This window comes from Mesorhizobium ciceri WSM4083, assembly GCF_000519305.1.
Lineage (GTDB): Bacteria > Pseudomonadota > Alphaproteobacteria > Rhizobiales > Rhizobiaceae > Mesorhizobium > Mesorhizobium ciceri_B.
Genome location: NZ_JAFG01000014.1, coordinates 1 through 14,847, shown reverse-complemented (window position 1 = coordinate 14,847; position 14,847 = coordinate 1). Strand labels below are relative to the sequence as shown.

The following is a 14,847-nucleotide window of genomic DNA, read 5'->3' as shown; positions in this document are numbered from 1 at the left end:
GCCGAGCCGGCAGGCGCTGTTTTGCCATCTTCGCCTGCATTAGCTGTCAAACGGCTTCCAAAACTGACCCTCGATCGGCGTCCAAATTTGACCCCCTTTATGTAATGCGCGGCGGATGGCGCTCGGCAGCTTGATGGGGTGATCAGGCGCGGTTTTTGAAGCGCCAGGATTCGTTTCCGGTCTCGATGATCTCGCAATGATGGGTGAGACGGTCGAGCAGCGCTGTCGTCATCTTGGCGTCGCCGAAGACGGCGGGCCATTCTCCGAACGCCAGGTTGGTGGTGACGATGATCGAGGTCCGTTCATAGAGCCTGCTGATCAGGTGGAAGAGCAATTGACCGCCGGCCTGGGCAAAGGGCAGATAGCCGAGTTCATCGAGCACGACGAAGTCGAGCCGGGTGAGGTAGTCGGCGATACGGCCCTGCTTGCCGCCGCGGTGCTCTGTCTCGAGCCGGTTGACGAGATCGACGACGTTGAAGAAGCGGCCACGTGAGCCGTTGCGGATCAGGGCGCGGGCAATGGCGATTGCCAGATGCGACTTGCCGGTTCCGGTACCGCCGATGAGCACGGCGTTGCGCTGGTCGGCGACGAAGGTGCCGTTGGCAAGGTCCCGGACCAGCACCTCATTGACTGGCGTGCCGTCGAAGTCGAACTCATCGATGTCCTTGGCGATCGGCAGCTTGGCGACGGTGAGCTGGTATTTGATGGAGCGGGCCTGCTTCTCGGCGATCTCGGCCGATAGCAGATCGCCGACGATCCTCGGCGGCTCGTGCTGGCGCTTGATGCCTGTCGCCATGACCTCGTCATAGGCGCCCCGCATCCCGTAGAGCTTCAGCGTGCCCATTAGTTCCAGAACCTGCGTGCGTTCCATCAGCTTGCCCTCCTGAGGCTGTCGTAGCGGGCGCAGTCGGCTTGCGGTTCGTGCTGCAGGCGAAGAGCGTCCGGGGTGAGAATGGTGACTGCCGGCGCCGGATCGCGCTGCCGCGCCAGGATGTTGATGATGACGGCGGATGAGCAGACATTCTGATCGAGCGCGTCCTGGCAGGCAGCCTCCACGGCATCGATGCCGTCGGTCAACACCGTGGCCAGGATTGACACCATCTGCCGATCGCCGTCATGCGCCGCCTTCAATTTGCGTCGGATACGCTCCATCGCTGGTGGCAGAGCCCAGTCCCGGAATGGCGCGCCATTGCGCAGCGCACCGGGCTTGCGGGCAAGTACAGGGACGTAATGCCAGGGATCGTAGACCGTCTCGTTCCGCCCGAAGGAGCGGGCATGTTCGGCGACGACCACGCCATCCTGGCGGATGACGATCCTGTCGGCATAGGCATGGATCTCGACCGGGCGGCCGACGGCCGTCGACAGGACCGAGTATTTGTTGGTGTCGAAGCGAACCGTGCAGGTCTTCGACACCGAAGCCGGCACCGTGTGGAATCCGTCGAAGGGGCCGCGATACTCGACCAGTTTGCCGCGCTCTTCCTCGAACACGTTCCAGATCGTTCGTTCCGGTTGCTCGACGTGACGGTGCGCCTTGGCGTAGGCGACGCACTTGTCCTGCAGCCAGGCGTTCAGCTCCTCATAGGTCTTGAAGCGCAGCCTGGGCGTGAAGAAGCGCTCACGCACCAGCCCGACCTGGTTCTCGACCTGACCCTTCTCCCAGCCCGACGCTGGCGTGCAGGCGACCGGCTGCACCAGATAATGGCTACACATCTGCAGGAGGCGGCGATTGTATTGGCGGTCCTTGCCAACAAAGATCGTTTCCACCGCCGTCTTCATGTTGTCGTAGATGCCGCGCGTGCAGGCGCCGCCGAAGAAGGCAAAGGCCCTGTCATGGGCGTCGAACACCATCTCCTGCGTCTCGCGCGGATAGGCCCTGACGAACATCATGCGGCTGTGGCAGAGCCGGACATGGGCGACCTTCACGGTCACCGTCACGCCGTTGATCAGGACGATCTCGTGGCTCCAGTCGAACTGGTAGGCCTCGCCCGGCGCGAAGAACAGCGGCACATAGGCGTCCGCCGTCGCCGACCCCTGCGCCTTCGCCCAGCTCTTCGCGTAGCGGCGGACGGCGTCATAGCCACCCTCGTAGCCGAGACTGCAAAGCTCTTCGTAAATCCGGATCAGTGTCAGTTGCTCGCGCGCCGCCTTGCCACGGTTGCCATTCAAAAACCCGTCAAGCTGATCCTGCCACGGACCGATCTTCGGCTTGGGCTGCCGCTCGCGTTCGTAGGAGAACGATGTCTCATTGGATCTGAGAATCTTGCGGACGGTGTTCCGCGACACATGCAGTTCGCGGCAAATCCGCTTGAGCGACCATCCTTGCACATGGAATGCGCGCCGAACTCGGGCAATCGTATCCACTGACTTCATCCCCACACCATCCGCTCGCCACGACGAGCTGATGGTCGCAAATCAAAGCATCAGGGGGGTCAAATTGGACGCCGATTCCCCGGCTTATGGGGTCAATTTTGCACGCCGATTCACATAAATACATTCGCGTAGCGCGTGCCTTGCAGGCCGAGCGAACAAGGATTACGAAACGCGCCGGCAAAGCCGCGCCACAACTCTCATCGAACTGCAGCAGGGCGATGCCGAAATCGCTTGCGCTGAAACCGGCCAAGCAGCTGGCAATCGTTCATGCCAGATCGCTAACGACAATGTCTGCGGCCAGTTGGTGATCTCCGAAGCTAAACCGACGCTGGGGCTGGCTTCGAGATTGTGCACGGAAAAGGGCGCCAAGCGGGCGCAGGTAGTTAGCTCGCGTGCGCTGGCGGCGCTTGGACAGCCAGCTGGCAATTTGACCTCACCGAGTGAAGCGTGTTCTTTGAAATCAGGAGACAAAAAAATGTTCGAACTGACCGGCCGCAAGGCGCTCGTCACCGGCGCATCGGGAGGCATCGGCGAGGCGATCGCCAGGTTGCTGCACAGCCAGGGCGCGATCGTTGGCCTGCACGGCACCCGCGTCGAAAAGCTCGAGACGCTGGCCAGTGAACTCGGCGATCGGGTAAAACTGTTTCCCGCGGACCTGACCAACCGCGATGCAGTCAAGGCGCTCGGCCAGAAGGCGGAGGCCGACCTAGAAGGCGTCGATATCCTGGTCAACAATGCCGGCATCACCAAGGACGGCCTGTTCGTGCGCATGTCGGATGCCGACTGGGATTCCGTGATCGAGGTCAACCTCACCGCCGTGTTCCGGCTGACCCGCGAACTGACCCATCCGATGATGCGCCGCCACCATGGCCGCATCATCAACATCACCTCGGTGACCGGAGTCACCGGCAATCCCGGCCAGGCCAATTACGGTGCCTCCAAGGCCGGCATGATCGGCTTTTCCAAGTCGTTGGCGCAGGAGATTGCCACTCGCAACATCACCGTCAACTGCGTCGCCCCGGGCTTCATCGAATCCGCCATGACCGACAAGCTCAACGACAAGCAGAAAGAAGCGATCATGGCCGCGATCCCGACCCGGCGCATGGGCACCAGCGCCGAGGTCGCGTCCGCGGTCGCCTACCTCGCCTCCAACGAGGCGGCTTACGTCACCGGCCAGACCATTCACGTCAATGGCGGCATAGCGATGATTTGAACCTAAGCGAGACAGCTGAATAGGAGCAGGAGAACTTACTCCAGAAACGATGTCCGCCGTCCACTTGGCCAGATGCGGCTGTGTCGCTCAATATCATCTTGATCAATACTGCGGTCAGCAGGCTCAGTATTGAGGTCGCCCGACCGTTGCGCGGCATTTGTCCATAGTCGGTCGTGACAATGAAGCTTGTCAGGCTGCGAGCGGTTTCGGTTGGGTTTTGAACGCCGCGACGAGAGGCCACAAAAGCTGCCTGCAGCAGTTGAGCAGGGGGCGAGCCGGCAGCGTGGCAGCATGGCGTTGACGCTTCACCCTGCTTGCTGGCGAGTTGTGGCCCCGATGTAGGTCCCTATAGCGGTCACCGGGCTATAAACTCGGCATAGTTTTTTGACCTTGCCGGATCGGCCTTGTTTAAGCGTCGCTGTGACGAAGAAACAGGCGCAGGGACGATGGAGCACATCTAAATAATCTAGAATCGACCCTGAGCAAATTACGCGCACAGTAGGCAGATTTTCCCGTGCTGGCGGGCACCGCGCTGTGGCCACCCACCATTGGCGCTGGTTCGCGAGCGCGGATATCACCAAGCAACAGCGGAACGCGTGCCTCCGCCTCGCCGACAACAAGAGCGTCAATTCGAGGAAGGACCGGCAGAATGCTGACATGACCTTCGCCTGATGTGCCCCTAGCAGGACGAGTATGGATGGCCCGTTTTGGCGAGAACGGCTTGGCAATGACGATACGTTGGTGCGGGGAGGATGAAGCTGACCCAGCGCGCGCGGCTTCGTTGATGTCCATTCCGATCCTTTAGCTATCCATAATGTGGATGCGTCAAATCGAAACAAACGATTTTACCGGGCTTGCAGAACGTCGCATAGGGGCAATTCAAGGAAGCCCTTGAAGGAAGTTGTCGACGTCTGCATCAGTTCCGAGGAGCATTTTGATGCGACAAGCTCTTCATGCAAAGGCGCTTACCTCAAAAACAGCAATAAAGACGAGGTCGTTCCATGCGCTCTGAAGTAAGGTGGCGGTTGTGCTGGGAAAATGATTTGCAACTCACCGACCATGCCGAACTCTCCGACTTCTTCCGAGAGAGCTATGGGCGGACTGGGGCCTTCAATGCAAAGCCATTCGAAGGCGGCCGCAGCTGGGCCGGTGCGAGGCCGGAATTCCGAGCAATCGGCTACGACGCGCAAGGCGTAGCGGCTCATGTCGGCATACTGCGCCGGTTCATTAAAGTTGGCGAGGCCGATCTATTAGTGGCCGAATTGGGGTTGTATGGGGTCCGTCCGGATCTTGAGCGACACGGAATCGGCTTTTCACTGAGCGGTGTGTTTCCAGTGCTGCAGCAGCTTCGGGTTCCATTCGCTTTCGGCACGGTTCGGCACGCGATGCGCAACCATATGGAGAGGTTCTGCCGAGGCGGTGTGGCGACGATTGTGTCAGGCGTTCGCATACGGTCGACCCTCGCAGATATCTATCTCGACCTGCCCCCCACCCGCGTCGAGGACGTACTCCTCTTCGTTGTGCCCATTGGAAGCTCGATGGACGAGTGGCCGTCCGGCACCCTGATCGACCGAAACGGCCCGGAACTATGAAGAGGGAAGTATTTGTGAAGTTCCAAATGGTGCACTGGCGCGACCTTTGACGACAGGCCAATCCATTTTTGGACACCGCAGATCCTCGATATGCTGGCGCAACATCGGGGTGCTGGCGAGATTACTCGTCATCGGCTCCTACCCCGCAGACCGGCCGAAATTCATTCGGCTCTTATGACCATTGGGCTTTGTCGGTTGCACAAGCTGAATGGCTACTTCCGCGACTCTGCCCGCTCAGGAGTTGAGCCGCATCCACGCTCAAAACAAGCTGAAATGGAAAGGTACAAAATGGCTGACCAACTCACGACGGAAATTATTGCCATAGTCAAGAAGCGCGTCGAATCGGAGAACGGTGGAGGGACGACCCCATCCATCGCAGGTGATATAACGACTGCCACCGAACTGACCGCGCTCGGTATCGATTCCCTGGGATTAGCGGACGTCCTCTGGGACCTGGAGCAAGCCTACGGCATCAAGATCGAAATGAACTCGGCCGAGGCGTGGTCGGATCTTCAGAATGTCGGCGACATGGTGAAAGCGATGCGTGCCTTGCTTGCTCAGGTGGCTTGAATGCACAGGCGCGTCGTCATCACCGGAATAGGCGGGCTCTGCGGATTGGGCTCCGACGCCGCCTCTATCTGGACGGGGATGCGCGAAGGCCGCTCCGCCATTGGCCCGATAATCAACGCAGAGCTTCATGAGCTGAAGGGTACGATCGGTGCTGAGATTAAGGCGCTGCCTGAGCACGACATCGACCGCAGGCAGCTCGTCTCCATGGCCCGCTTCAGCCTGCTTGCCGTGCTTGCCGCGCGCGAGGCCATGCGACAGGCGGGACTTTCCTGCGATGAGAGAAACGCCCACCGCTTCGGCGCGACAGTGGGCGTCGGCTTCGGCGGCTGGGACGCGACGGAAAAAGCCTACCGCTCCCTGCTTTTGGGCGGCGCGACCCGCATGGATCTCTTGACTGGTGTAAAGCTGATGCCGAGCGCAGCTGCCTGCCACGTCAGCATGAACCTAGGCCTGCGCGGGCCGGTTTTCGCCGCAACCTCCGCTTGCGCCTCGGCCAACCATGCGATCGCCTCGGCCGTCGACCAGATCAGGTTCGGGCGGGCCGACGTGATGCTTGCCGGTGGCAGCGACACACCATTCGTGTTTTTTGTGGTGAAGGCATGGGAAGCGATGCGCGTACTCGCTCCCGATACTTGCCGGCCCTTCTCCGCCGACAGGAGGGGCGTGGTGCTGGGCGAGGGTGCGGCCATGTTCGTGCTGGAAAGCTATGAGCATGCCACTGCCCGCGGTGCAACGATTCTTGCCGAGATCGCCGGCGTCGGCCTTTCCGCCGATGCCTTCCACATCGCCGCGCCGGCGGTCCACGGGCCGGAGGCGGCGATGCGCGCCTGCCTTGCCGATGCCGGCCTAAATCCCAAGGATGTCGACTACCTAAACGCGCACGGCACCGGCACCAAGGCCAACGACGAAATCGAAACCGCGGCGATCAGGCGCGCCTTTGGTGACCATGCTAATTCGCTGTCCGTCTCTTCCACCAAGTCCACCCACGGGCATTGTCTCGGTGGATCGAGTGCGCTTGAAGTGATCGCCTGTGTGATGGCTATCCGCGAGGGTGTTGTGCCGCCGACCGCCAACTATCGCGAGCCAGACCCCCAGTGCGATCTCGATGTCACACCCAATGTTGCGCGCGAGCGCAAGGTCCGCGTAGCCATGAGCAACGCCTTTGCCATGGGGGGCCTGAACGCAGTTCTAGCATTCAAACAGGTGTAGCAGCGAAGCATTGCAAAGATCACCCTGCCGTATCCAGACGCTTCCGGATCACTCCACCGGGCCGATGAGCACTTCCTTGCTGAGGTACGGCCGTACAAGCGCCACTGGTCGGACAACTCATCGAATGCCATTTGGGCTACATAGAGCATTATAGGTCGCAGCCGAGCTCTTGGCGATCAGTCGCGGCGAGGAAGAGACAGGAAATCAAGCGGCGCACGGACGTCTTGCCATCTTCCCCAACGACGATGCCATTGTCCGCCTCGTCGGCACCTTGCTGCTCGAGCACAACGATGAATGGGCCGTGCAGCGGGCCCGCTATATAGCACCGGAACCATCAGCCACGATGATCTGCTCATCAGTCTGCCGGCGGTGGGCACGCTGATCAGTCCGGACCATGCCGGAGAGCCGGGCGACCAAAACTGTCAGTTGCGCCACGCCAGTGGGCATGATCGAAGAAGCAGGAGATAACTAAGATGATGACACTGTATGGGATAGGTCCAACGCGCGCGCTTCGCGCAGTTTGGGCCCTTCAGGAGCTTGATGCGGAATTCGCGATTGTGCCCGTCAACATTGCGGGCGGCGAAAACCGTCACCCCGACTTCCTTCGCCTCAATCCTGCCGGCAAACTTCCGGTGCTGGTCGACGGTGACTTCGTGCTCACCGAATCTGCCGCGATCGTCATGTACTTGGCGGAGAAGTACGGCGCCAAAGGGCTGATGCCCGCCGACCTAAAGGAGCGGGCGCAGGCATATCGGTGGTCTCTGTTTGCGGTTACCGAACTCGAACAGCCGCTTTGGCGGATAGCCAAGCACACATTTTTGTATCCCAAAGACAAGCGTCTGCCGCAAGACATTGCCCTCGCCAGGGAAGACTTCGTGGTGATGGCAGCGGTGCTTGAACAGCACATGGACGGGCGTGCGTTCATCGTTGGCGACAACATAACCATCGCCGATTGCGTCACAGCCTATGTCCTGGACTGGGGCAATGAATACGGGCTGGTTGACGGCTTTCCAAATCTCAAAGCATACCTCGAGGGGATGTATGCTCGTCCCAAGGCCCCGCAGCGAATGGCCGAAGCCATCGCAGCCTCCAGAACTAGAAAAATCGCCGAAGCCGTTGCAGCCTCCAGAATTAGAAATCAGCGCTGATTGCATCGCTGCGGGCTCTGGCCAAGAGCGAACCAACGACCGCCGTCAGTGTGTTTCCTGCCGGCTCCTGGTTTGTCCGCATGGCCGTCATTGGTGCCGGTCACAGCAGGCGACTGCTCACCACTCGATTGCGATCTAGCCGTTGCCCGCTGTCCGGTCAGGCGTTCCCCTTCGATCCACTTACGGAGCCGGAACTCTCCGCGACCAAGCGCAAAGGGCTGGAGGTCGGGCCGATGTTGCGGAATGGCATTGCGCAGCCCTCGTGAACTAGGCAACGGGGCTCGTCGTCGCCGCGCTCCGCGCGCCAAGCTCATAGCTAGGTCGTCATGGCAGGATGTGAGCTCCGTCGTCGGCCCCGGAATGACTTGGCGACGCAGTCCAGCTCTGCGTCATCCGGCAAACGGGGACGGGTCTTGGAGCAGGACGAGCAGCGCCCACTGCGATTTTCATATATCTGGCGGACCACGTGCATGTTCGGCTGCTGCTGGTGATTTGAGGCCGAGCAGACCGGATGCGGCGCATCGACCGTATTTTCTCGATTGGCGCTTTCTCAGCCCTCTGACGAGCAATCGCGGGCGGCAAGACCAATCTGTTCGATAGTATCAATCGCTCTCAGAAGAGATCCGCCTTCAACACAGTCGCATGGGCTCAGGCGGTGATCGGCGCGCATCCGTCTGCAGGCGGATGCTGTCACCTTTACCGAACCAAGGTAGCTGGCCGAGATATGCACTCAGGCCTGGTTTCCCTGTTGGCGGCAGTCACCTGGTGGCACAGCCCGAGTCTCCTCGCCTGGGCACCCCCGCAGACCAACGCTACTGAGCGAAACAGCTCAGTGCCGATAGCGGCGGGGCGGGGGCTTGAGCTCGTCGATGTCTGGCCGTCGATCACAGGGCTCTGCGGTAACTCTACGCCAATGGTTCGCCCAGTGGCGCCCGACATGAGCTAACCAGGCAGCATGAACGTCAAGCTTCCTGATCGCGCAAAAAGTGCTCATAGGTCGCTTGCAGCCCGACACCCAACGAGGTTTTGGCTTCCCACCCCAGCGTACGCAAGCGCGTCACGTCCAGCAGCTTACGCGGTGTACCATCTGGCTTGGTGGTGTCGAACATCAAATCGCCTTCATAGGAGACGGTGGCTTTAACCAGTTCCGCCAGTTCTCGAATGGTGATGTCCTCTCCAACGCCAACATTGATCAGAGGCGCTATGTCGGGAGATGTCAACGCCCCAAAATCCGAAGCCGGGAGGCCAAGCAGGAATGCGATGGCATCCCCTATATCCAACGAGTACATGAACTCTCGCCTAGGCATCCCGGATCCCCAGGCCACGACCCTGGGGTCACGGTTCATTTTAGCAACATGAAAGCGGCGCATCAGAGCGGGCAAAACGTGAGATGTGTCAGGGTGATAATTGTCTCCGGGACCATACAGGTTTGTCGGCATCAACGCGAGATAGCGAGTCTGATACTGCCGGTTGAAAGACCAGCATGATTCCACACCCGCAATCTTTGCCAAAGCGTACGGACGATTTGTTGCTTCTAGCGGGCCGCTTAGAAGATAGTCCTCTCGTATAGGCTGCGGGCAATCGCGTGGGTAGATGCATGAGGAACCGAGAAAGATCATACGCTCGATGCCGGCTGCGTGGGCCCCATCAAAGACGCTAATTTGAATCGCAAGATTGTTGTGAAGAAAGTCGACTGGCAAGCTTGCGTTCGCAAGAATGCCACCAACCTTTGCCGCGCACATGACAACATAGTCCGGTCGTTCAGACATAAAGAATTCGCGTGTCGCCTTCCTGTCGCAGAGATCCAGTTCGTCGTGAGTGCGCGTTACGATCTCATACGAACCTGCGGCGGCGAGCGCCTTCACGGTGGCGGATCCAACGAGACCACGATGACCTGCTACATAGACTTTTTTCATGCCTTAATTCTCATCTACTTGCGTCCAAGATCTTGCGGGCGGAATTACTCATCCGATGCGCGGAGTAGCGTCGGCTGCAATTGGATGACGGCTAGACCTGCGCAATTTTGGGAGGCTCATCGCCATCCGGCCCACCCGATGTAGTCCGCTGATCGCGCAACAGCCGGCCGAGTCCACTTGCGCGTCAGTTCGCGTTCTTGCGGCTTGCGCCTCCGCTCTATGCAACGTTGCGCTACAGTGGTGAAATTGTTTGTTTCGATGAAACACATCCGCGCCGTGGATGCATGCTAATTTCTGGCAGCATCATCTTAACCTCGCCGGGGAAAGAGGGCCTCAAGACGTTCGATACTGCGTCCTATTTTCGGGAAGCGTTTTCGCTGATACCGGGGAGGCGCCGCGCATGCACCGGCCCCGAGGCGGCTCGGCCCGCTGGGCGCCGATATATGCCACCTCACACGAATCTAATCGAGCATTGCCAGGTGCGCAGCGGTTTCGGTCGGCTGGGACGTGGCACCAGACTTGCCGAGTGGCCAAACCGATGGATATGGCTCCGCCTGAATCCGGCGCCCCGAGTGCCTCTTCGCCTGCCGCTTGCGGATCGGTCCGGCCATCGCTCTCGACCGGCCATCGATTGAGGCGATCCCCCGTCAGATCCGGATGGTAATGATGGCCGATCAGATTGGTGGCGTTCGCCTCTTGCTTCTAACGAGCAGGCTGTGCGCGCAATAAGGACCTTCCCGGTGAGGTTAACCGGTGTCCTTACGAAACCGGGAGAGGTTTGGACGAGTTATCAATCACGATCAAACGGCCCGGATTGTTCAAATCGAACTCGACAATGCGTGGCACGAACAGGCGGGCATATCGTGAGAAGGCGCTAGTGGGCGGAAAACGAATAACCGTATCGCAGCGCCCAAGCAGATACATCTCCACGAGAGCAGAAAAGCCGCCCTCAGCCCCTAGTGCTCCTATATGTAGCGGCCCGGCGCGATCCGGCAGAAGGCGTTTCGGGATTGTAAAAAGGTCGGGAAAGACGCCTGACAACTTGTTGAGCACCTCCGCGCTGTCGGTAGACAGGAACACCCTTGTAGGTCTTTGATGCGGGAGCGCTTTGGCTTTATGGATAGCATTGCATACCTGCTGCAAGGCGGACTCTGAATCAGCCCAGTAGGGCGCGTGCTCCATGATATTTTCGCCGTTGCCGTGCCGGACATGAACCCCGATTACGCTGTTCCCCTGGAAATGCTCCTCGTAAATGGCTTCAATTCGGGACGAGATTTCAGGCTTAGGTTTGATACTTTTAAAAACTTGTCGTTCGGCATCTTCCCCACAACGCCACATCAAGCAAGCATCACACACTACGGTATTGGCTTCAGTGTCATTTCCGCCTTCGAAAAGCTCCCTCAGCTCGTCGCGTTCCCGGAAGATCTGCTCGTCCGGTCGGTAGACGCAGTCGACCGACGGCTTATTCCACCACGGCGGGAAGAAAGGCCCAGGAAATGCGAGCTGGTTTATCTGATCGTCGCAAATGACCGGTACGCCGGCGATGTCCTGAATTGGCTCGAAGAACACCGGAAAGGCGTTCGTGAGGGGTTCAGTGAGGTAACTCGAGCCACGCCAATCTATCACTAGCCTCCGCCCTGTCCGGTGTGCGTAGGACCAAGCTGCCGCGAGCGACCACAGGCAGTCACCGAAACCAGTGCGCCGTCGAGAGACAACGAATCGATCGTTCACTGAGTCACCAACAAGCATGTGCATCGTTCCGGAATACCGCAGGGTCTAGGAGGAAGGGGCTACTAAAGCCTGGCCCGATTGAACCATCAGAATCCCCAGTCAGGCCAGGTTGAACTCTTCGTTTGCCGCACTGGAATTGTGAGGCCATTTGCTCGGAGTCCGCATTCAGCGTTTGAAGGGTTGGATTTGCGGCTCTCTTGATGTTAGACGCAAACCGCGTTCACCCCCGGCGCCCAAGCCAAATCGATAATTTGCGTCAGGCTTAGTCATTGAGTTCTCCTATACGACGGCGTTTTAGTTGGTAAAATCAATTGTTTCGATGAAGCGCATCCACGCTGCGGATGGCTTGAGGCTGTGGACGTGACATGCGTTTGAACGGCCTTGATTTGAATCTTCTTGTCGTTCTCGACGCGCTGCTGACGGAGCATAATCTGACGGCGGCTGCACGGCGCATCAATCTGAGTCAGCCGGCCATGAGCGCGGCCGTTGTCCGGCTGCGCGATTACTTCCGCGATGAGCTTTATACGATGAGCGGCCGCGAGCGTTTTCTAACGCCGCGCGCCGAAACACTCGCCCCCGCAGTTCGCGCCGTCCTCGGGCAGATTCAGCGTTCGATCATATCTTTGGAACCGTTCGACCCGGCTCGGTCCGATCGCCATTTCAGGATCGTTCTTTCCGATTTCGTCATATTCGTGTTTTTTGAAAAGGTCGTGGAGCGTGTCGCGCGGGTAGCACCCGCCGTCAGCTTCGAATTGCTGCCTATCGACGATGACACCCCTGAACTTCTGCGGCGCGGTGACGTCGATTTTCTAATTGTCCCGGAAATGTTCATGTCGAGCTCGCATTCGCGGGTGCCGCTGTTCGACGACAGACTCGTGTGCGTAGGCTGCCCCTCAAACAAGCAGATGCCACGGCAGCTTACATTCGAGAGATACCTATCGATGAAGCACGTGGCGGTAAAGTTCGGGCAAGCGCAGAAGCCTACCATCGAGGACTGGTATTTGCATGAGCATGGCTTTAAGAGAAGGGTAGAGGTCCTCGTGCAGGGCTTTAGCATGATCCCGCCCGTGGTGACAGGCACAGATCGCTTGGCGGTCATGCCCTTCCGGCTGGTCAATCATTTCGAAAAATCGATCCCCTTGCAGATCTTTGATCTTCCGACCCCGCTGCCCGCATTCACCGAGGTAGTCCAATGGCCCACCATTCATAACAGTGATCCAGCAAGCATCTGGTTGCGAGAAATAATGCTGCAGGAGACGTCGCGGATGGCCATTCCAAGCAAGATGCCAGCATCTGGCGGGCGCTCCTAGATTTGCTGAACGCCCACATCGGCTCTCTCCTCAATAGCCCGCCCCGAAATTGATGCTGGTGGCAATTGCGCCTGCGAGCTCATCTAGCGCGTGGGCTTCCTCGACCAACTCGAACGGGAAACGGTTCCGCATAGGCTGTGTCCAACACGCCTGGACCTGGCTGTCGTTGTTCTAACTTCGCGGGAGGGGACCCGGATAAATCCAGAACGTCGGATTTGAATGTGTTCGACACCGGTCAATTCGCACAAGGAGAACGTCTCCTGCGAGTGTGTGGTGGAACATGTCGCACACCACGCGGAAAATGCAGTGACACTTCAACCGCGGCAATGGCCTAGTCCTTCAGTTCTCGATTGACGCCCAGCTCTGGAATGACCACTTCTTGGAGGCAACGTGCGCCATCCCAGACATGCATCACCGGCGCTGTTTGTTGCCAACGAATTTGGTGCGGAAGACACGCCATTCGGGTCGTCATTGCGCTGGTCAGGGTTCGTTCCGCTACGTTTTACTCCGCGCGACCGCCACATCCCGAGAACTTAGGAGAGAGTGGTGTAGGGGGGTGGGGCTGCGTAGGTGCGACTATTCCGCGAGCGCGGGGCGGGCGTTTCGAGCGCTCCAGCCGGCCGACAACGCGCCCGAGCCGCTCCTGAGGCGTCTGCCGACCGTATGGCCACGCTCTGATAGCCGCCCGCGAACTGCGAGTGGGCCGATGTCGGCGCGTGGGGATCGCAGTGCGCCGTGCCGCTCGACCATGCTGTCGCAGATAAAGGGACCCACGCGATCTGTCGCCCTTTGTCGGTTCCGCTACATGGGTCGTCCGACAATGGCTGTCGGATGGCGAGCCAAGCCGTTGAGGAGCAACGCTTGGTTTTTCCTCGGGCTGGCTCGGGCGAGTTGGCATGGATCTTGAGGTCCTTCGGCTGTGAGGCGGCGAGAGCTGCCGACGGCATTGATGTGGCGGGCGACCGCGATTGCAGGAACGAAGGAAGGAAAGCACTATGGCAGGTCTGCGTCAGATCGCCTTTTACGGCAAGGGCGGCATCGGCAAGTCCACCACCTCGCAAAACACGCTGGCCGCCCTTGTCGACCTCGGCCAGAAGATCCTCATCGTCGGCTGCGACCCCAAGGCCGATTCCACAAGGCTGATCCTGAACTCGAAGGCGCAGGACACCGTGCTGCACCTTGCGGCCGAGCAGGGTTCGGTGGAAGACCTCGAGCTGCAGGACGTGCTCAAGATCGGCTACAAGGGCATCAAATGCGTGGAGTCCGGCGGTCCGGAGCCGGGGGTCGGCTGCGCCGGGCGCGGCGTCATCACCTCGATCAACTTCCTCGAGGAGAACGGCGCCTATGACGATGTCGACTATGTCTCCTACGACGTGCTCGGCGACGTGGTCTGCGGCGGCTTCGCCATGCCGATCCGCGAGGGCAAGGCGCAGGAGATCTACATCGTCATGTCGGGCGAGATGATGGCGCTTTACGCGGCCAACAACATCGCCAAGGGCATCCTCAAATATGCCCATTCGGGCGGCGTGCGGCTGGGCGGGCTGATCTGCAACGAGCGCCAGACCGACCGCGAGCTCGACCTCGCCGAAGCGCTGGCCTCNNGGCTCAATTCCAAGCTCNTCCACTTCGTGCCGCGCGACAACATCGTCCAGCACGCCGAGCTCAGGAAGATGTCGGTGATCCAGTATGCGCCGGACTCCAAGCAGGCCGGCGAATACCGCGCGCTGGCCGAGAAGATCCATGCCAATTCGGGGCAGGGCACCGTGCCGACGCCGATCACCATGGAGG

General features: G+C 59.6%; 10 protein-coding genes and 2 pseudogenes. 8 read left to right on the top strand and 4 right to left on the bottom strand.

The window, feature by feature from the left end:
- Window positions 1-142: 142 nt before the first annotated feature.
- Together istB and istA are read right to left on the bottom strand one after the other, a co-directional pair.
- A complete protein-coding gene (gene istB, locus MESCI2_RS0122615; protein WP_027038551.1) occupies window positions 143-871 on the bottom strand; it encodes an IS21-like element helper ATPase IstB in 729 nt (242 codons plus the stop codon).
- Window positions 804-2,370: pseudogene (gene istA, locus MESCI2_RS0122610) on the bottom strand (IS21 family transposase). Before istA ends, istB begins: the two are co-directional and overlap by 68 nt.
- Window positions 2,371-2,845: 475 nt before the next feature.
- Between istA and fabG the strand changes: the two are divergent.
- From fabG to MESCI2_RS01000000135150, 6 genes and pseudogenes are all read left to right on the top strand, one after another.
- On the top strand, window positions 2,846-3,583 hold the full coding sequence (fabG, locus tag MESCI2_RS0122605) for a 3-oxoacyl-[acyl-carrier-protein] reductase (RefSeq protein ID WP_027038549.1): 738 nt from the start codon (window positions 2,846-2,848) through the stop codon (window positions 3,581-3,583).
- A gap of 1,001 nt (window positions 3,584-4,584) precedes the next feature.
- The gene (locus MESCI2_RS0122595; protein ID WP_027038548.1) at window positions 4,585-5,175 is read left to right on the top strand and encodes a NodA family N-acyltransferase; all 591 of its coding nucleotides are present in this window, start codon (window positions 4,585-4,587) and stop codon (window positions 5,173-5,175) included.
- A 288-nt stretch (window positions 5,176-5,463) separates the two neighbouring features.
- Window positions 5,464-5,745, top strand: coding sequence for an acyl carrier protein (locus MESCI2_RS0122590; protein WP_027038547.1), 282 nt, complete (start codon window positions 5,464-5,466; stop codon window positions 5,743-5,745).
- Window positions 5,746-6,954, top strand: a complete 1,209-nt coding sequence (locus MESCI2_RS0122585) for a beta-ketoacyl-[acyl-carrier-protein] synthase family protein (RefSeq protein ID WP_027038546.1) — start codon at window positions 5,746-5,748, stop codon at window positions 6,952-6,954.
- Window positions 6,955-7,142: 188 nt separating this feature from the next.
- Window positions 7,143-7,422 (top strand): annotated as a pseudogene (locus tag MESCI2_RS1000000138045) (transposase); the annotation flags it as partial.
- A 5-nt stretch (window positions 7,423-7,427) separates the two neighbouring features.
- Window positions 7,428-8,102 carry a glutathione S-transferase family protein gene (locus MESCI2_RS01000000135150; protein WP_081738852.1) on the top strand — a complete coding sequence of 225 codons (675 nt, stop codon included), beginning with the start codon at window positions 7,428-7,430 and terminating at the stop codon, window positions 8,100-8,102.
- 962 nt (window positions 8,103-9,064) lie between these two features.
- Here MESCI2_RS01000000135150 and MESCI2_RS0122570 read toward each other — a convergent pair.
- On the bottom strand, window positions 9,065-10,018 hold the full coding sequence (locus MESCI2_RS0122570; RefSeq protein ID WP_027038545.1) for a GDP-L-fucose synthase family protein: 954 nt from the start codon (window positions 10,016-10,018) through the stop codon (window positions 9,065-9,067).
- Between the two features lie 759 nt (window positions 10,019-10,777).
- The gene (locus tag MESCI2_RS0122560) at window positions 10,778-11,767 is read right to left on the bottom strand and encodes a nodulation protein NodZ (protein ID WP_027038544.1); all 990 of its coding nucleotides are present in this window, start codon (window positions 11,765-11,767) and stop codon (window positions 10,778-10,780) included.
- A gap of 347 nt (window positions 11,768-12,114) precedes the next feature.
- Between MESCI2_RS0122560 and MESCI2_RS0122555 the strand changes: the two genes are divergently transcribed.
- Both MESCI2_RS0122555 and nifH read left to right on the top strand, forming a co-directional pair.
- Window positions 12,115-13,059: a LysR family transcriptional regulator gene (locus MESCI2_RS0122555; RefSeq protein ID WP_027038543.1), complete on the top strand. Its 945-nt coding sequence runs from the start codon at window positions 12,115-12,117 to the stop codon at window positions 13,057-13,059.
- A gap of 995 nt (window positions 13,060-14,054) precedes the next feature.
- The coding region (nifH, locus tag MESCI2_RS0122550; RefSeq protein WP_027038414.1) for a nitrogenase iron protein at window positions 14,055-14,847 on the top strand (793 nt) is incomplete at its 3' end.